At 69.3% G+C, this 17,696-nt stretch carries 15 protein-coding genes; 4 read left to right on the top strand and 11 right to left on the bottom strand.

The window, feature by feature from the left end; all coding sequences use genetic code 11:
- Positions 1-68: 68 nt before the first annotated feature.
- On the top strand, positions 69-1,697 hold the full coding sequence (locus tag B7495_RS16640; protein ID WP_151199597.1) for a HAMP domain-containing sensor histidine kinase: 1,629 nt from the start codon (positions 69-71) through the stop codon (positions 1,695-1,697).
- Here the strand turns inward: B7495_RS16640 and B7495_RS16635 are convergent.
- Both B7495_RS16635 and B7495_RS16630 read right to left on the bottom strand, forming a co-directional pair.
- Positions 1,690-3,009, bottom strand: a complete 1,320-nt coding sequence (locus B7495_RS16635) for an O-acetylhomoserine aminocarboxypropyltransferase/cysteine synthase family protein (protein ID WP_088457568.1) — start codon at positions 3,007-3,009, stop codon at positions 1,690-1,692. The genes B7495_RS16640 and B7495_RS16635 overlap by 8 nt on opposite strands.
- On the bottom strand, positions 3,006-4,181 hold the full coding sequence (locus tag B7495_RS16630; protein WP_088457567.1) for a MalY/PatB family protein: 1,176 nt from the start codon (positions 4,179-4,181) through the stop codon (positions 3,006-3,008). Before B7495_RS16630 ends, B7495_RS16635 begins: the two co-directional genes overlap by 4 nt.
- A 126-nt stretch (positions 4,182-4,307) precedes the next feature.
- Here B7495_RS16630 and B7495_RS16625 point away from each other — a divergent pair, with 126 nt between their 5' ends.
- The 3 genes from B7495_RS16625 (at position 4,308) to B7495_RS16615 (ending at position 7,201) form a co-directional block, all read left to right on the top strand.
- A complete protein-coding gene (locus tag B7495_RS16625; RefSeq protein WP_088457566.1) occupies positions 4,308-5,306 on the top strand; it encodes a RimK family alpha-L-glutamate ligase in 999 nt (332 codons plus the stop codon).
- A 276-nt stretch (positions 5,307-5,582) separates the two neighbouring features.
- Positions 5,583-6,080, top strand: coding sequence for a nitroreductase/quinone reductase family protein (locus B7495_RS16620; protein WP_088457565.1), 498 nt, complete (start codon positions 5,583-5,585; stop codon positions 6,078-6,080).
- 71 nt (positions 6,081-6,151) lie between these two features.
- On the top strand, positions 6,152-7,201 hold the full coding sequence (locus tag B7495_RS16615; protein WP_088457564.1) for a zinc-dependent alcohol dehydrogenase family protein: 1,050 nt from the start codon (positions 6,152-6,154) through the stop codon (positions 7,199-7,201).
- Between the two features lie 305 nt (positions 7,202-7,506).
- Here the strand turns inward: B7495_RS16615 and B7495_RS16610 are convergent, their stop codons facing one another.
- From B7495_RS16610 to B7495_RS16565, 9 genes are all read right to left on the bottom strand, one after another.
- The gene (locus B7495_RS16610; RefSeq protein WP_088457563.1) at positions 7,507-8,082 is read right to left on the bottom strand and encodes a nitroreductase family protein; all 576 of its coding nucleotides are present in this window, start codon (positions 8,080-8,082) and stop codon (positions 7,507-7,509) included.
- Positions 8,083-8,204: 122 nt separating this feature from the next.
- Positions 8,205-9,908, bottom strand: a complete 1,704-nt coding sequence (locus B7495_RS16605; RefSeq protein ID WP_088457562.1) for a long-chain-fatty-acid--CoA ligase — start codon at positions 9,906-9,908, stop codon at positions 8,205-8,207.
- Positions 9,905-10,975, bottom strand: coding sequence for a low specificity L-threonine aldolase (locus B7495_RS16600; protein WP_088457561.1), 1,071 nt, complete (start codon positions 10,973-10,975; stop codon positions 9,905-9,907). Before B7495_RS16600 ends, B7495_RS16605 begins: the two co-directional genes overlap by 4 nt.
- A 125-nt stretch (positions 10,976-11,100) precedes the next feature.
- Positions 11,101-12,270, bottom strand: coding sequence for an ABC transporter permease (locus B7495_RS16595; protein ID WP_088457560.1), 1,170 nt, complete (start codon positions 12,268-12,270; stop codon positions 11,101-11,103).
- Positions 12,267-13,151 (bottom strand): ABC transporter ATP-binding protein, encoded by an 885-nt coding sequence (locus B7495_RS16590; protein WP_088457559.1) that lies wholly within the window; start codon positions 13,149-13,151, stop codon positions 12,267-12,269. Before B7495_RS16590 ends, B7495_RS16595 begins: the two co-directional genes overlap by 4 nt.
- A gap of 106 nt (positions 13,152-13,257) precedes the next feature.
- Positions 13,258-13,764, bottom strand: coding sequence for a universal stress protein (locus B7495_RS16585; RefSeq protein WP_088457558.1), 507 nt, complete (start codon positions 13,762-13,764; stop codon positions 13,258-13,260).
- A 594-nt stretch (positions 13,765-14,358) separates the two neighbouring features.
- A complete protein-coding gene (locus tag B7495_RS16575) occupies positions 14,359-15,399 on the bottom strand; it encodes an LPXTG cell wall anchor domain-containing protein (RefSeq protein ID WP_151199596.1) in 1,041 nt (346 codons plus the stop codon).
- Positions 15,400-15,547: 148 nt separating this feature from the next.
- A complete protein-coding gene (locus B7495_RS16570) occupies positions 15,548-16,288 on the bottom strand; it encodes a response regulator transcription factor (protein ID WP_088457556.1) in 741 nt (246 codons plus the stop codon).
- Entirely contained in the window at positions 16,285-17,691 is a 1,407-nt protein-coding gene (locus tag B7495_RS16565; protein ID WP_088457555.1) for a sensor histidine kinase, read from the bottom strand. The genes B7495_RS16570 and B7495_RS16565 overlap by 4 nt, the downstream gene beginning before the upstream one ends.
- Positions 17,692-17,696 lie beyond the last annotated feature (5 nt).

The following is a 17,696-nucleotide window of genomic DNA, read 5'->3' as shown; positions in this document are numbered from 1 at the left end:
ACCTGCTTGAATTCAGGGGAGGGCCGGCAACTGAGCCTAAGACGCCTCGCGAACGTGAGGATCGTCGAGTGACGCAGGTAAGGGGTGGTCTCGTGCCGATGGTTCGGCCGCCGAGTATCCGCGAGTTTCCCTTGGCCCAGGCGCCGTTTCTGGCCGGTGTGGCGGTGCTCCTGGGCTTCGTGCTGGCCGGTCGGCCGGAGGCCCTTCTCGAAACGGGTTTCCAGGTGGGTCTGGGCCTGGCCGTCGTCGCCACCCTGCTGGGCCTGTTGGTGCCCTGGCCGCGGTTCGGGCACGAGTGGCTGGTCATGGTCCCGTTGCTCGACGTCGTGGTGGTCGCGTTCCTCCGTGACGGGGTGCGCGACACCTTCCCCGCCGTGGGGATGCTCATAGTGTTGCCCGTGCTCTGGCTGGCTTACGGCTTCGCCTGGTGGGCGCTGGGCCTGGCCCTGGCCGGGGCGGTGTTCGTGAGCGGCCTTCCGTTGGTGCAGGCCGGTGGATTTCCCACCGACGCTGTCGGCTGGGGAGCGGTGCTGCTCCTGCCCATCATCACCGCGTTCATCGCCGTCGCCGCCCGCATCGCCGCCAACGCTCTGCGGGCTCAGCAACGCGAGCTGGTGGCGGTGTCCGGCGAGCTGCGCACAGCCCTGCTCGAGGCAACCGACCGGCAGGCCACCTTCGAAGCGGTGATGGAGACCGTGGATGCCGGCATCGAGCTCTACAACCCGCAGGGCGAGGTGATCCTGAGCAACGCCGCCGCCCGCGCCCTCGCCCTGCGCACCGACTCGGCCACCGGCTCCTACGGCCGGGATGCGTCGCTCGTCTTCGACGTGGACCGCACCACCCTGGTCGCCCTCGACGATCAGATCGCCGCCAGGGCCATGCGCGGGGACCTCGTCGCCGGCCGGGTGTACTGGGTCGGCGGTGACGACGACCAGAGCGCCATCATCGCGTCCTCCGGTGTGGTCGAACGTGAGTCAGGGTATCCGCTCGGCACCGTCGTGGTGGCCACCGACGTGACCCCGCTGGTGGAGGCGATCGCCGTGCGGGACGGCTTTCTCGCCACGGTGTCGCACGAGCTGCGCACCCCGCTGACCTCGATCATCGGCTACCTGGGCCTGATCGACGCCGAGAAGCTCGGCATCACCATGGAGGTGAGCGTGATCGAGCGCAACGCCGAGCGGCTGCTCTCGGTGATCGCGCAACTGCTCAGCGCCACCGAAGGCCAGCCGCCGATTCACCGGGTCGACTGCGACCTCGGCGGGATCCTGCGCTCCAGCCTGGGCACCGCCCGGCAGCGCGCGCAGAGCGCCGGCATCACCATCAGCGCCCACGCCAACGCCGCGGTGACCGCCAGGGTGGACCCGCTGGCGATCGAGCAGGCCATCGACAACCTGCTCGCCAACGCCATCAAGTTCTCGCGGCCAGGGGGCTCGGTCTCGCTCAGCGTCGACCACGACGATACGCATGCGGTGGTGCGGGTCGCCGACGACGGCATCGGCCTCAGCGCCGAGGATCAGCGACAGGTCTTCGACAGGTTCTTCCGGGCCCGCAACTCCACCGAACTGGCCATCCCCGGCATGGGCCTGGGCCTGGCGATCGTGCGGGCCGTTGTGCACGCCCACCAGGGCACCGTGCAGGTCTCCAGTGTGCTCGGTGAGGGCAGCACTTTCACGGTGCGCCTGCCGCTGGTCAGCTGAGCGCGCGGTCCAAGTCGGCGATGAGGTCGGCCACGGCTTCGATACCCACCGAGAGGCGGATCAGGCCGGGGCCGATGCCCAAACGCTCGCGCAACTCCTGACTGAACGAGGCGTGCGTCGACGTGGCGGGGTGCAACGCCATCGACCTGGTGTCGCCGATGTTGGTCATGTGGCTGATCACCCGCAGCCGGTCGAGGAACCGGCCCGCCCCTGCTTCGCCGCCCCGCACGGTGAACGAGAACACCGAGCCGCTCCGGCCGCCGTAGAGCCGCTGGGCGAGGTCGAAAGCCGGATTACCGGGCAGGCCGGCGTAGTCGACGCTCTGCACACCCGGATGCTCGGCCAGCCAGGCCGCGATGGCCAGCGAATTCGACAGGTGCCGTTCCATCCGCAGCGACAGCGTCTCGATGCCCTGGTGCAGCAGGAACGAGTTGAACGGGCTCAGCGCCGGGCCGATGTCGTTGACGACGGCTTCGCGGGTTGCTCGCGCATAGGCCGTGCGCCCGAACTTCTCGGCGATGGACGGCAGGCCCGCCGCGGACTGCGTGATCAGTGGGTACTCCCGGTCGGCGGCGGCCCAGTCGAAGCTGCCGCCGTCGACGATGGTGCCGGAGATCGCCGCGCCGTGTCCGCTGAGGAACTTGGTCGACGAATGCACCACGACGTCTGCGCCGTGCTCGAACGGCCGGATCAGGAACGGCGACGCTATCGTGTTGTCGACCACGAACGGGATACCGTGCCGTTGTGCGACCGCGGCGACCCGGCCGATGTCGACGATGTCGTTCTTCGGGTTGGGGATGGTCTCGCTGAAGATGGCCTTGGTGTTAGGCCGGATGACACGGTCCCACTCGTCGTCGTCGAATTCGTCCCAGACGTAGTCGACCGTGACCCCGAACCGGGCGAAGCTGCGCCCGAAGAGGATGCGGGTGCCGCTGTAGATGCTCGCCGTGGAGACTATGTGATCACCGGACTGCGCGATCGACAGCAGCGCCGCGGTGATCGCGGCCTGGCCGGAGGCCACCACGATGGCCTCGGTGCCGCCCTCGAGCGAGGCGATCCTTCGCTCCGCGACCCCGCCGGAGGGGTTGCGCTGCCGGGAGTAGATGAGACCGTCGGCCTCGCCGGCGAAGCGGGCCTTGGCATCCGTGAAGGAGTCGAACCTGAACCCCGCGGTCATGTTGATGGGCGAGATGCGGGCGCCGCTGGTGAGGTCGTCGTACTCGCCGGCGTGCACCTGGCGGGTGTCGAAGGCGTAGCCCTCCCAGTCATACTCGGGCTGGGACGGACAGTCTGTGGTGGCGTCGAGGGTCACAGGGTCACTTTCAGTCGGTGCACGGCGGCGGCCATCTGCCGCACCGCCTGCTCGAGAATGGGGCGGGGCATGGCGAAGATCAGACGGGCATGGTTGGCGTACCCGGTGCCGCACAGGGCCCCGTCGGTGAGCGTGACCCCGGCCTCGGTGCGGAAGAAGTCGGCGATGGACCCCTCGAGACCCAACGCCGAACAGTCCAGCCAGGCTATGTAGGTGGCGTCCGGCAGCGAGTACCGCACCTCGGGCAGGTGCTCGTCGAGCAGGTCCCGCAGGGCCGTGCGGTTGCCGTCGAGATAGGTGATCACCTCGGCCAACCAGTCTCTGCCATCGGCGTATGCGGCGGTGGCGGCGATGACCCCCGGCGTCGACGCACCGTGCACCACGCTGAAGCCGTAGACCTGGTAGACCTCTTCGTCGGCCGGGTTCGAGGTGATGAACTGCGCGGTCTTGAGGCCGGGCAGGTTCCAGGCTTTGGAGGCCGAGGTGGCCGTTATGGTGTGCCGGGCCGTCTCGCGGGAGATCGACGCGTACGGGATGTGCGGGGTATTGCCGTAGCGGAGCGGCGCGTGAATCTCGTCGGCGAAGACCCGGCCGTTGTGCCGCTCGACGACGTCGGCGATGGCTTCGAGCTCGGCCAGGGTCAGGGCCACGCCGGTGGGATTGTGCGGGTTGCAGAGCACGAGGGTGCGGGCGCCGGCACGGAACGCCGCGTCGATGCCGGCCAGGTCGTGACTCCAGCGACCGTCGACGGTGTGGCCGGGAACCTCGAAGATCTTCCGGCCCAGGGTGGGCGTGAAGCTGAGGAACGGCATGTACGACGGGGTGGGGACGATGACGCCGCTGCCATCCGGCGAGAACCGGCGCACTGTCACGTCGAAGGCCGACATCACGTCGGACACCGGGTGGATGTTCTCCGGGGGCACGACCCAGCCGGAATCCTGCCGGAGCCAGTCCGCGGTGGCCTCGGCCATCAGCCGCGTCGTGGCGGGGGCTAGATAGCCCAGCTCGCCGGCGTTGACGGCTCGGTGCAGGGCGGCGGACACCGCGGGCGCCGTGCCGAAGTCCATCTCGGCCACCCAGGCGCCGATGGTGCCCGGGTGCAGGCTCCACTTGCGGCTGCTGGCACGGCTGAGCTCGTCACGAGTGATCTCGTCGAAACGTGAGTGAGTCATCGGGTACTTTCGCATCGAGCGTGCATGGGCCGTTTTCTGACCCTAGTAACCGGGCGGGGAGGGTGGAGTGACCTTTACGCCATGTGTCAGCGTGCGGGGAATGTCGTGACGTGGAAGGCTCGTCTCATGAGCCTTCTTCCCGACACCCCCGTCGTCCACGTGCTGCACGAGAACCCGGACTGGTTCGGACCGTTCCAGGCCGCGTTCGAGGCGGCCGGGGTGCCGTACCGGGAATGGCTGCTCGTCGACGGTGTGCTCGACCTCGACGAGGCGCCACCGGCCGGCATCTTCTGGTCGCGGATCAGCGCGTCGGCGCACACCCGCGGGCACGGCCTGTCGAAGGACTACACCCGCAGCGTGTTGAACTGGCTGGAGGCGTACGGCGCCCGCACCGTGAACGGCCGCCGCACCATCGAACTCGAGGTGAGCAAGGTCGATCAGCTCACCCGGCTGCGCGCGCAGGGCTTCGACGTGCCGCGCACCCGCGTGGTCGTCGGCACGCACCTCCTGGTGCAGGCGGCGTGGGACTTTCCGACCCCGTTCATCACCAAGCACAACCAGGGCGGCAAGGGCCTGGGCGTGCAGAAGTTCGACAGCGCCGCCGAATTGGCGGCGGCGATTGCGGCCGGCGAGTACGCGGAACCCGAGGACGGCATCTCGCTGCTGCAGGAGTTCGTGGTGTCAGCGCACGCCGAGGTCACCCGGGTCGAGATCGTGGGCGACGAGTTCATCTACGCGATCACCGCCGACACCGCCCGCGGCGGTTACCAGCTCTGCCCCGCGGATGCCTGCGCCATCGACCCGACCACCGGTGCACTGCTTCTGCCGCCCGGGGCAACCATCATGCCGGAGGCCGGGCAGCAGATCTTCGCCCTGCGGGAGGGGTTCGAGCACCCGATCATCGACCGGTACCGGGACTTCCTGCGCACAGAGGGCATCGAGATCGCCGGGATCGAGTTCATCGAAACCGTCGACGGCCGGGTGGTGACCTACGACGTGAACACCAACACCAACTACAACGCAGAGATCGAGGCTGTAGCGCCGAACAGCGGCCCCGGCGCGATCGTGGCCTACCTGGCCGGGGTGCTCGCCGCGTCCTACCCGCAGGTCGGCGGCAAGCCCTAACCTGCCCCCGTCGTCGGTCGAGCCTGTCGAGACCCAGTGACATGCGTGTGTGTCGTGTCTGAATCGTGCCGCGGGCTGGCTCGCGGGTCAGTAGTCGACTCGGCGGCCGAAGCTGCGCTTGGCCCGGGGGCGTCGTGAGCAGAAGGCCTCGCTGCCCAGGCGCACGAGCTCGTGCGGCTGGGTGCCGCTGTGGCGGCGAAGGCCTCGAGAGAGGGGAACGGTTGTACAGTCGCGCTGAACGGATCCGTTCTGACCGAGCGAGAGGAAGCGATCGCCATGACGCCCCCCGGCCGCGGCAGCGAGACCGGCGAGCGGACCCCGTGGCTGCCGCCGCGCTGGTTCGTCGTGCTGGCCTGGAAGGTTCACAGGGCCCTGTTCCGGGTGACCGGTGGTCGTCGTGGTCTGTGGCGTGCGCGGCCCCAGCGGTGGGGTGCGCTGCGATTGACCACGACCGGGCGCCGCAGCGGCCAGGAACGGTCCGTGATCGTGGGCTATCTGGAGGACGGCCCGAACCTGGTGACCCTGGCGATGAACGGCTGGGGCGAAGCCGAACCCGCGTGGTGGCTGAACCTGCAGGCGCGGCCGCGCTGCGAGGTCCAGCTCGCCGATGAGACCCGCCACGTCGTCGCGCACGCCGCGACCGGAGGGGAACGCTCCCGGCTGTGGGACCGCTGGCGGACGGTGGACAAGGACCTCGACGGTCTGGCCCGCCGCCGCCCGACCGAAACTGCCGTTGTGGTCCTCGAACCTGTTCCCGCCTCCCTCGAACCGTGAGTCAAGCACCGGAATCTGGCGGTTCCTGGGGCAAATCTCACGGTTCGCGGGCTGAGGGTTAGGCTTTTCGGATGCGTGCAACAGTTATTTACGGCGAGCGGGATGTCCGACTCGATGAAGTTCCCAACCCAGTCCTGTCCACCGGCGGTGACGCCATCGTGCGGGTGGTGGCGGCCTGCGTCTGCGGGTCAGACCTCTGGCCGTACCGCGGCGTGACCCCCACCGACGAGCCGCACCGGATCGGCCACGAGTTCGTCGGCATCGTCGACGAGATCGGTCCTGACGTCACCACCATCACGGTCGGTGACTTCGTCATCGCCCCGTTCTACGACTGCGACAACACCTGCGTCAATTGCCGGAACGGCGTCAGCACCTCCTGCCTCAACGGCGGCTGGTGGGGCTCGGACGACCAGCTCGGCGGCTTCGCCGACGGCGCCCAGGGCGAACGGGTGCGGGTTCCGCACGCCGACGGTTCGCTCGTCGCCACCCCCGTACAGCCCACGGATGACCAGGTCCCTGGCCTGCTCACCCTCGCCGATGTGATGGGCACCGGCCACCACGCTGCCGTCTCGGCCGGCGTCACCGTCGGCAGCACCGTCGTCGTGGTCGGCGATGGGGCCGTGGGCCTTTGCGCGATCATCGCCGCCAAGCGCCTGGGCGCGTCCCGCATCGTGGCCATGTCCCGGCACGCCGACCGGCAGGCCGTCGCCCGCGAATTCGGTGCCACCGACATCGTCGAGGAGCGGGGCGACGCGGGTGTCGAGAGCATCCTGGAGATGTTCGACGGTGTCGGCGCCGACTGCGTGCTCGAGTGCGTTGGCACCGAGGAGTCGATGGACCAGGCGATCCGCTCGACCCGGCCCGGCGGCATGGTCGGCTACGTCGGCGTGCCCAACGGCGGCGCCGAGCTGCCGATCAAGGCCCTCTTCGGCCGCAACGTGGGCGTGAACGGCGGCGTCGCATCCGTGCGCGGATACGTTGAGGAGCTGTTGCCCGAGGTGCTCAGCGGAGCGATCAACCCGGGGCGGGTCTTCGACCTGCAGCTGCCGTTGTCCGAAGTGGCGCTGGCCTACGCCGCCATGGACGAGCGCCGCGCCATCAAGGTGCTGCTGCGCCCGTAGTCCGCACCCCTCACATGACGAACGCCCCCCTCGCTTATGCGAGGGGGGCGTTCGTGTATTGCCCGACTTGCCACTTGCGGCCTCTTGGCGGCCCGGTTGAGGGCCTCAACTGGCAGGTCGATGCGGCGCAGTCGGATGAGATGGCAGTTGGCGCCCCTTCGAGGCCCTGAGGGGGCTCCAAGTGGCAACTCACATCCCCCGTTGTGCGGCGTCGAGGCCCGCGAGTTGCGGCAGACCCCTTCAGCGGACTCGAGGGGAACTCTGCGGAAATTCGGCGGATGGTGCGCCGCCCGAAACGGCGGCTGTTAGTCGTTGACCAGCAGGATCTCGGTCAGCGGCTTGCGGGTGCGCGGCGCGATCTCTCGTTCGAGCAGTTCGGGGCTGAGCGCCTCGGCGTCGCCGAGCACACCCAGCACGGTCACGGTGACGGCGTCCTGGTTCTCCTTGAGACGGAACGCACTGGCCAGCGCCTTGCGGTCGATACCGCCCAGCTGGTGGCTGAACAGTCCCTCGTGCTGGGCCTGGATGGTGAGGTGAGCGACGGCCTGGCCGAGGTCGTACTGCGCCCAGGGGTTGTCACCCTCGGCGATGTTGAGGATCAGCACCGAAGCCTTGTCGGCCCAGGCCTGGTTGAAGCCCATCAGGTTCGCGTGGATTTTGGCGAAGCTCTCGGAACCGCGGCGGGCGACGATGAACCGGGCCGGCTGGTTGTTGTTGCCGGATGGCGCCCAGCGGGCGGCCTCGAGCACCGTGGTGAGGGTGTCCTCGTCGATGACGGCGGTCGGGTCGAATCCCCGCGGGCTCCAGCGCTCGGCCATCGCGGGGAGGATCGGTGCCGTCGTATCGGCGGCGCGGCTGTGGGTGTCGGTGATGAGGGTCATGATGCCCGGCTTTCTCTGGTGCGTGTCTGTCGATTGGTGCGGGGCATCATCGTCCCAATCTGGTCAACGCGGTGCGGGCGCGGTTATTCCATGCGCCCGCATATTTGACCGGATGCCGTCGGTCAGGCGGTGTGCTCCGCCGCTTCGAGGTTGTCGCGCACCTTGCGGCGCAGCACCTTGCCGATCAGCGACCGGGGTAGGTCGTCGACCTCGACGATACGGCGGGGCACCTTGTAGGCAGAGATGCGGGTGCGGCAGTACTCCCGCAAACCGGCCACGTCGAGGGTGGCGCCGGCGATCAGCACCACGGCGGCCACGACATCCTCGCCGCCGTGCTCGCTCTTGAGGCCGACCACAGCGGCGTCGGCGATGTCGGGGTGCGAGAGCAGGGCGGCCTCCACCTCGGAGGGCGAAACGTTGAAGCCGCCGGTGATGATCAGTTCCTTGATGCGGTCCACGATGGTGACGAAGCCGTCCGGCGACACCGTGACGATGTCACCGGTGCGCAACCAGCCATCCGCCAGCAGGGTCTGGGCGGTTTCGGTGGGGCGGTCCCAGTAACCGGAGAACACCTGCGGGCCACGGATGAGCAGCTCGCCTTCTTCGTCGAAGCCGCGGTCGACCGCGGGGTTCGCGGGGTCGACGACCCGGATCTCGGTGCTCGGGAACGGGACGCCCACGGTGCCATTGCGCCGGCTCTCGCCCATCGGGTTGCCCACCGCGATCGGCGAACACTCGGTCATGCCGTACCCCTCGACGAGTACGCCGCCGGTGGCCTCCTCCCACAGCTGGACAGTGGACTGGGGCAGGCTCATCGCCCCGGAAATGGCGTACTTGGTGCCGCGAAGGCTGACCTTCTGCGCGTTGGCGGCCGTCACGAGCTTCTCGTAGATCGGGGGCACCGCGGGCAGGAAGGTGGGTGGGGTGCGTTTGACCGCGTTGAGCACCAGGCCCACGTCGAACTTGGGGAACAGCACCAGCCGGGCGCCGATCGACATCGCGACGGTGAGGCAGAGGGTGAGGCCGTAGGCGTGGAACATCGGCAGGACGCCGTAGAAGACCTCGTTGCCGCGCTCGAGCCCGGGCACCCAGGCTTCGCTCTGCTGGGCGTTGGCCTGCAGGTTGAAGTGGGTGAGGATGGCGCCCTTGGGCGAGCCGGTGGTGCCGCTGGTGTACTGCAGCACGGCGGTGTCGCCGAGCAGCGGGCGCGGATGCGCGGTGCGCAGCCGGCGGGAACCCACCAGGGCGCTCCACTCGATGGCGTCCTTGAGCGGCTGGGCCACGGTGAGGGCGGCGCGGGCGGTGCGGGACTTGGGGATCGGCAGGCGCAGGGCCAGCCGGGTGGTCAGCGGCATCGACTTGGTGACGTCGACGGCCACGACGGTGTGCAGACCCATGTCGCGGGGGAAGCCGCGCACCGTGGTGTAAACCTTGTCCCAGACGATGGCGACGCTGGCGCCGTGGTCCTCGAACTGGTGGCGCAGCTCACGTTCGGTGTAGAGCGGGTTGTGCTCCACCACGATCGCGCCGAGCCGCAGCACGGCGTAGAACGCGACGATATGCTGCGGGCAGTTCGGCAGCACCAGGGCCACCCTGTCGCCGGGCTTGACGCCGAGCCGGCGCAGGCCGTTGGCCACGCGAGAGATCTCATCGCCCAGCTGCCCGTAGGTCATGGTGCCGCCGAAGAAGTCCAGCGCCACCTTGTCGGCGAACCGGCGGGTGGAGCCCTCGATCATGTCGATGAGGGTCTCGGTGGGATCAGTGATCGTGTTGGGCACGCCCGCGGCGTATGAGCTCAACCAGGGCTTGTTCGTGAAGACGTTCATGCGCTGATCAGTTCCTTCTTCAGGGCGGCGACAAAATCGTCGACGTCGTCGGGGGTGGTGTCGAAGCCGCACATCCAGCGCACCTCGCCGGTGGCCGGGTTCCAGTCGTAGAACCTGTAGAACTCGCGCACCTTGTCGGCCACGCCGGCGGGCAGCACGGCGAAGATCGCGTTGGCCTGGGTGGGCTGGCTGAACGAGAGTCCGGTCACCGAGCCATTCGCCAGGCCCTCTTCGAGCGCGCCGCGCAGGCGTGCGGCCATGGCGTTGGCGTGGTCGGCGTTCCGCAGCCACAGGTCGCCGTCGAGCAGGGCGATCAGCTGGGCCGAGATGAAGCGCATCTTCGAGGACAGCTGCATGTTGAGCTTCCGCAGGTACTTGAGCCCGGTGGATGAGGTGGGGTTGAGCACCACAATGCACTCGCCGAGCATCATGCCGTTCTTGGTGCCGCCGAAGCTGAGCACGTCGACACCGGCGTCGCTGGTGAACTCCCGGAACGGCACCCCGAGGGCGGCCGCGGCGTTGGAGATGCGGGCGCCGTCCATGTGCAGCAGCATGCCATTGGCGTGCGCGTGGTCGGCGATGGCGCGCACCTCTGCGGGCGTGTACAGGGTGCCGAGCTCGGTGGTCTGGGTGATCGACACCACGAGCGGCTGGGCGCGGTGCTCGTCGCCCCAGCCCCAGGCCTCCTGGTCGATCAGGGCGGGAGTGAGCTTGCCGTCCGGCGTCTCGATCGGCAGCAGCTTGAGGCCGCCGACCCGCTCGGGAGCACCGCCCTCGTCGGTGTTGATGTGCGCGGTGCTCGCGCAGATCACCGCTCCCCAGCGCGGCAGCATCGACTGCAGCCCGGTGACGTTGGCGCCGGTGCCGTTGAACACCGGGAACGCCTCGACGCCGTCACCGAAGTGCCGCGCGAAAACGCGCTGCAGTTCGGCCGTGTAGACGTCGTCGCCGTAGGCGATCTGATGGGCGCCGTTGGCCCGCACGATGGCGTCGAGAATCTCCGGGTGGATGCCCGAATAGTTGTCGGACGCGAAACCGCGGGAGAGCAGGTCATGGAGGGAGGTCACCCCTCCATCTTGGCGTAAACCTGGGTGGCGAATCTGTGCGTCTGCTCCGGGGTGTCGCACGGATTGTGTGCCTGCACAACGTGTCAACACCCCGGGTCAGGCCCGGATTCGCGCTTTCGCGCCGATCAGCCGCGCAGGGCCTGCTTGATGGTGACGCGGCCGCCCATCCGCAGCAGCGAATTGCGGTAGATGCGCGAGCCCAGGATGATCACTCCGGCTGTGGTCACGGCGAGGATGATCAGCGCCAGCACCGGCTCCCACCACTCGGCCGAGCCCAGGAAAATGCGCACGGGCATCCCGACCGGTGCGGAGAACGGGACGTAGGACATGATGGCCATCACGAGCGGGTTGTCGTTGAAGAAGATCACCAGGAAATAGGGGATCATCACGAGGTACGTCACCGGTGCGGTGGTCGAGCCCACGTCTTCCTGGCGGGACACCATCGACGCCGTCGCCGCGAACAGGGCGGCGATCATCACGAAGCCGAAGGCGAAGAACACCGCGAACCAGCCGATGGCCGGACCCAGGTCGGCCAGCAGCACCCGTTGGCCGGTGACCGCCATGCCGATGCCCACGAGCAGGGCGATGGCCACGATCTGACCCAGCGCCATGATCGAGTTGCCCACCACCTTGCCCGCCAGCAGGGCGCGCACGGGGATAGCGGACATCAGGATCTCGACGACCCGGGTCTGCTTCTCTTCGACCACGCTCTGCGCGATGGTGGAGCCGAAGGTCAGCGCCGACATGAAGAACACCAGGCCGAAGCCGAGCGCCACGATGTAGACGAGGAAGCCGCCCTGCTCGGCCGGGTCGAGCAGTTCGACGGCGGGGGCGACGCTGAGCGCATTCATGACCGCGCTCGGCGGTGAATCCAGGGCGATCACGCTGACGCCGAGCAGGGAGTCGTCAGGCACCACGGCGGCTTCGACGGTGCCGTCGCGCACCAGGGCCTCCGCCTCTGCGACGCCGTCGGCGGAGACCATGGTGAGACCGGCGGCCTCGCTGACCACGGATCCGGCCGAGCCGACCACGGCCACCGAGGTCGTGGACGGGTTGGCGCTCATGATGCCGCCGGCGACGACGGAGCCGACCGCGATCAGCAGCAGGATGCCGGTGGAGATGAGGAAGGCCTTGCTGCGCAGGCGCGAGACGATCTCGCGGGTGGCGACCAGCCAGACGCTGGCCCAGAAATTGGGCGCGGGGGGTGTGGTGCGGGCTGCGGCGCTCTGGCGGGGTTCTGTTCCGGTGCCAGTGCCAGTGCCAGTGCCAGTGGCCGGTTCGGTGTCGGTGCTCATCGCACGACCTCCTTGAAGATGGTGGAGAGGGAGGGCCGGAGGTGGCCGAAGGAGTGCACGGCGCCGCGGGTGAGGGCCTCGCGGAGGACCTGCTGGCTGGCGGCGTCGGAGTCGGCTTCGAAGACGGCTTCGCCGCCGTCGAAGTCGATCACGGTGATGCCGGCGACCCCGCGGATCCAGCCGGCGTCGGCATCTGTGTGGATTTCGAACCTGGGGGTGCTGAACTGCTCGCGCAGGCGTTCGCGGGACCCGTTGGCGCGGATTTCGCCGGCGGCGATGATCACGAGGTCGTCGCAGAGCCGTTCGACGAGGTCGAGCTGGTGCGAGGAGAACAGCACGGGGGCGCCGGCGGCGGCACGCTCCTTGAGTACCGTGAGAACCACCTCGACGGCGATGGGGTCGAGGCCGGAGAACGGTTCGTCGAGGACCAGGAACTCGGGGTCGTGCACGAGCGCTGCGGCGATCTGGGCGCGCTGCTGGTTGCCCAGCGACAGGGCCTCGACGAGATCGTTGGCGCGCTCGCCGAGGCCGAGCCGCTCGAGCAGGTCGTTGGCGTTGCGCTTGGCGGCGCTGGTGCTCATGCCGTGCAGCCGCGCCAGGTAGACCAGTTGTTCGGCGACCTTCATCTTGGGGTAGAGGCCGCGTTCCTCCGGCATGTAGCCGAACCGGCGCCGGTCACCGGCGGTGAGCGCGACGCCGTCGAGCAGCACGCTGCCGGAGTCCGGCGAGAGCACCCCCAGAATGATGCGCATCGACGTGGTCTTGCCGGCACCGTTGGCGCCGACGAAGCCGGTCATGCGGCCAGCGCCCACACTGAAGCTCACATCGGTGAGCACCTGGTGGGTGCCGTAATGCTTGTTGATGTCCCTGATCTCGAGCATGTCTGCCCTTTCGTTGCGTACCGTCAACGCTAGGGATGCGGGGCCGTGGCCGCATCCGCCTGCGGGGTGAGTGCCTGCCTCCGCCCACAGGGTGAGGCGCTCGGCCCTACTCTTCGTCCCAGGGTAGTTCGGTGCCGAAGGGAATCGGGTTGAGCGGGATGATGATGACCGGACGTTGCTGGCCGTGGGCGAGGCGCACGGCCACCGATCCGGTGAAGAAGGACCGGAGCGTGTGCCGCACGGTGGGTTCGCGGGACCCGACGACGATCATCATGGCCCGCACGGTGCCGGCGAGATGGCCGAGCGCCCTAGCGGGCTCGCCGGCGAGGGCCCGGGTCGACCAGCCGACCCCGCGGCCGGCCAGCACCCGTTCGATCTGGGCGCGCAGGCCGGGGTCGAACTCGGCGGCCGCCTGCTCAAACGAGTCCGGGTCGAAGGAGGCGCTCGTCATGCTGCCGTCTGGCAGCTCCTCGAGCATGAAGCGACTCGGGTCCACCGAGGCGCAGATCAGCTCGGCACCGAATTGGGCGGCGAATTCCGATGCGGCCAGGAGCACGGCATCTGGCTGGCCCGCCGTGACACCGACGACAACGGGCGGGTGTGTGCGCACCATGGCTGCTCCTTCGCGACGCAGGACTCCGGCGCCGTTCCCCCGGTGCCGGGCTCTGCCTCGACCCTAGCGGGGATACCCGGCACAGAACGGCGGCGGGTCCTCGGACGCGGGCTGGGTTCGAACCGGCGCCGGCGCCGGCTGCGGATCAAGCGGAACCGTCCCGGACGCCGAGCGCCTGATACGGGATTGGCGCTGGTGCCGAGGCCGTTGGCGTGGCCGCCGAGTTGCTGGGGCCGGGCGGGCGGCTGTCGTAGCTGGTGGTGTCGAAGCTGGTGGGGTCGGTGTGGGTGGGGTCGGTGTTGGCGGAGGCTGAGGTGTAGGTCTTGGCAGGTTTGGTCGCGGGCGTCGAGGTAGCGGCGCATGTCGGCGGGCGCGGGGTGGGACGGCCGCATCGGTGCCGGCCGCGTCGGCCCCGGGCGCCGCGGTGTCGGTCTCGGAAGTGGTGGCGAGGTGGCTGAGCCGGTCGCAGATCGCCTGAGCGTCTTCGGCTTTGAGGTAGGTGTTCAGCCACGCCCGCCTGTGGAGGAGGGGCACCGGCAGGACATGACACAGGGGCGCGGCCGACTGGCCGCGCCCCTTCGCTGGTTGTGCTGGTTAGGCGGTCACGCGACGGCGACGCACGACCAGTACGGCACCGAGCATGAGGAGCACCGCCGCGGCTGTCAGCGGACCGGTCACTGAGGCGCCGGTCTCGGCAAGAGCGGTGCCGGTGCGCACGGCAGCAACTGCAGACGGGGCAACGTTCAGCGCCACGGCCTGGGTCAGACCTGAGGTCTGTCCGGTGATCACCAGGGTGTGTGTACCGGCAGGGAGGGAGCGCAGCAGCGCGGCGCTCAGCGGGATCTGCACGGCACCGTCGACAACCGCAAAGCTGCCCACCAGCGTCGGCTGTGAGTACACGTAGACGTCGACGTAAGAGTCGCTCATTTCCATCCACGTGATGTTCGCCGTGTAGGCGTTTGTCGGGTTGAGCGCGCCTGCCGGCAGTCCAGCCGACGTCTGCGGCTCAACTGTCACATTCGCAGCTGTCAGGTACTGGCTCAGCACGGCAGAATCGGGCGCCACCGCGGCCGGCTTCTGGGGTTGGGTCACCGTTGCCTCCATGAATTCGCGCACAGTCGTTGAGGTGAAGCCGTCGAGCGACCCAGTGACAGCCAGACCCATCGAGCCGTTGGCCTCGGCCGAAGTCAGGGTGTAGCTGATCGACGTGGCGCCTTCGACCTCACCGCCGTAGTAACCGAAACCGACGGTCCACTGGTACGTGAAGGTGGTTCCTGCCGGCCAGCCGGTCGTGGTGCCCGTGAGGGTGTTTCCCACGATCGGTTCGCCGGAGACCGTGACGGTGCCGGCCGCAAGAGCGGGGAGCTCAGGAGCTGCGGGCGCTGGAGTGGGAGAGGACGTCGGAACGTCGGAGGGCGACGGGGAGGGCGTGGCCTCGTCGGACGGTGCGGGCGTCGGCTCGACCTCGGGGGCGACGGCCTCTTCAGAGGGGACGGGTGAGGCCGTTGCGGCAGCCGGCTGAATCTCTTCTGCCTGGGCGGGGCTGGCGACCAGGGTCATTCCCCCGATGAGGGCCAGGCCGAGGCCGAACGCTGCCGTGCGGTTCGTCCAACTCTGTGTGGTTCGTGTGGTCACGGTTCGGGCCTCATTCAGTTCAGGATTGGAAAGCGGATCGCGCGGCAGGAGCTGCAAAGCTCGACCGCCTTCATACGCTACGGGCGCGCAACGAATCCGGGCCCCGACGCCGAGGATTTGCCCCCGGACTGGGGGTGAGTCAGGCGCGTCAGTGCGGGTTGGTGCTCTGCCGCTGCGCCGCCCCCGGCACGACGATGCCGTGTTCGTAGGCGTAAACCACGGCCTGGATACGGTCGCGTAAATCCAGTTTCTGCAGCACCTTCGAGACGTGGGTCTTCACCGTGGCCTCGCCCAGGTACAGCCGGGCGGCGATCTCGGCGTTGGCCAGGCCCAGCGCGATCAGCTCGAAAACCTCCCGCTCCCGGTCGGTGAGCATGCCCACCGCCTTCGGCTCCGGCCGGTGCGCGCCCTGCGCGAGCGCGACATCCGGTGCGGCGGCAAGCGAGGAGTTGGAGAAGGCGCCGGCGAAGCGGGCGATCACCCGACGGGTGATTTCGGGGGAGAGCAGGGCGTCGCCGCGGGCGAGCACCTGCACCGCCTCGACGAGGGACTCCGGCGAGGCATTCTTGAGCAGGAACCCGCTGGCGCCGTGCTGCAGGGCGGCGAACAGGTAGTCCTCCCTGTCGAAGGTGGTGAGCACGAGTACCGCGGCGCGGCTGGTCGGGTCTGCCACGATCGCGCGGGTGGCGGTGAGCCCGTCCATGCCCGGCATCTGCACGTCCATGCAGACCACGTCGGGCCGCAAGGCGCCGGCCTGGCGAATCGCGGCGGCGCCGTCCACGGCCTCGCCGACCACCACGATGCCCGGCTCGGACTCGAGGATGATGCGGAATCCGGCCCGCACCAGGGCCTGGTCGTCAACGAGGAGCACCCGGATCGGCACGCTCATTCGACGGTCTCCACGGTCTGGGGCGCCCGCATTTCGGCGGGCGGCACGGAGAGGGGCGGCTCGGTGGCCACAGCCGGACCGGTGAGCGGAACGCGGGCGCGCACCAGATAGCCGCCGCGCGGCCGGTTCGCCAGCTCGAGGGTGCCGCCGACGGCCGCGACGCGCTCGCGCATGCCCTGCTGGCCGAGACCGCCGGGGGCGCTCCGCTCGGCGGCGGGGTTGGCCGGGGCGCGCACGCCGCGACCGGTGTCGGTCGCCTCCAGCTCCACGGCATCCGTCTCGTACCGCAGGCGCAGGTCGGCCGTCGCACCGGAACCGGCGTGCTTGCGGGTGTTGGTCAGGGCCTCCTGGGCGATTCGGTAGAGGCTGAGACCGATGGTGCCGGGTACCGGGCGGGGCTCGCCGATCACCTGGAGCCGCACGGGCAACCCGGCGTCGGTGTTCTCCTGGGCGAGTTCGGCGAGCTGGTCGACACCGCGGGTGCTGGTGCTCTGGTGGGCGGGCTGCGCACCGTCGGCGTCATCGGCACGCAGAGCGCCGAGCATGGTGTTCAGTTCGTCCACAGCGGTGCGGGCGCTCTCCTCGATAACCGTGATCGCGCGCACGGCCGCGGCCGGGTCGCGGTCCAGGATGCGCCGGGCCGCGCCGGCCTGCACGCCCATCAACGACACGTGGTGGGCGACCACGTCGTGGAGCTCCCGGGCGATGCGCACCCGTTCGAGACTGACGGCCTGGGCCGCGGTGCGCTCCCGTTCGGTGGCGAGCTCACGGGTGAGACCCTCGAGCGCCGCCGAGCGCCGGGCCGCGTGCCAGGCGGCGCCGCCGAAGTAGTATGCCGCCCAGAAGTAGACCAGGTTGAGCAGCACCTGCAGCAGTCCGTAGGCGGCATAGGGGGAGAAGAACCCGTCCCTGGACAGTTCGGGGATGACGGTGGCCTGGTTGGCGGTCTCCAAGAGGCTCCAGAACAGCCAGATGAACATGCCCGCGATGATGCCCAGCCGCGTCCACCGGGCGATCGTGCGGTGGTGGCTCCACGCGCCCACCGAGTAGATGGCCACATAGAGGCAGATGTTGGAGAAGAGGCCGTCGGTGATGCCCATGCTGGCGGACACGGCGAAGACCAGGGAGACGAGCAGTGCCACGGCCTCCGGCCAGCGGCGGCGGGCCGCCAGCGGCAGAGCGATGAGGGCCACCCAGATCACTACCTGCCACCACGGCGCATCGCCCATGAGCCCGGTGCCGAGGCTCAGCGAGATGCTCAGGGCGGTGCCGCCGGCCAGCGCCAGCGCCACCCAGGCATCCACCCGGTACGCGGAGCGGGGGCCGCGCGGCCGCCGCCATCCGTCGGCCAGCGGGTCGGCCAGCAGGTCGGTGACCGGTTCGGTGCGGGCTTCGGCAGTCATGCCCC

The organism is Cryobacterium sp. LW097, assembly GCF_002205495.2.
Classification (GTDB): domain Bacteria; phylum Actinomycetota; class Actinomycetes; order Actinomycetales; family Microbacteriaceae; genus Cryobacterium; species Cryobacterium zongtaii.
The sequence above is the reverse complement of the archived record's forward strand: the minus strand, read 5'-3'. Positions and strand labels throughout refer to the sequence as shown.

Coding starts and splice junctions, on each gene's coding strand:
- B7495_RS16630 (WP_088457567.1), bottom strand. CDS start 4,181: ATGACTCACTCACGTTTCGACGAGATCACTCGTGACGAGCTCAGCCGT.
- B7495_RS16625 (WP_088457566.1), top strand. CDS start 4,308: ATGAGCCTTCTTCCCGACACCCCCGTCGTCCACGTGCTGCACGAGAAC.
- B7495_RS16620 (WP_088457565.1), top strand. CDS start 5,583: ATGACGCCCCCCGGCCGCGGCAGCGAGACCGGCGAGCGGACCCCGTGG.
- B7495_RS16615 (WP_088457564.1), top strand. CDS start 6,152: ATGCGTGCAACAGTTATTTACGGCGAGCGGGATGTCCGACTCGATGAA.
- B7495_RS16610 (WP_088457563.1), bottom strand. CDS start 8,082: ATGACCCTCATCACCGACACCCACAGCCGCGCCGCCGATACGACGGCA.
- B7495_RS16605 (WP_088457562.1), bottom strand. CDS start 9,908: ATGAACGTCTTCACGAACAAGCCCTGGTTGAGCTCATACGCCGCGGGC.
- B7495_RS16595 (WP_088457560.1), bottom strand. CDS start 12,270: ATGAGCACCGACACCGAACCGGCCACTGGCACTGGCACTGGCACTGGC.
- B7495_RS16590 (WP_088457559.1), bottom strand. CDS start 13,151: ATGCTCGAGATCAGGGACATCAACAAGCATTACGGCACCCACCAGGTG.
- B7495_RS16585 (WP_088457558.1), bottom strand. CDS start 13,764: ATGGTGCGCACACACCCGCCCGTTGTCGTCGGTGTCACGGCGGGCCAG.
- B7495_RS16570 (WP_088457556.1), bottom strand. CDS start 16,288: ATGAGCGTGCCGATCCGGGTGCTCCTCGTTGACGACCAGGCCCTGGTG.
- B7495_RS16565 (WP_088457555.1), bottom strand. CDS start 17,691: ATGACTGCCGAAGCCCGCACCGAACCGGTCACCGACCTGCTGGCCGAC.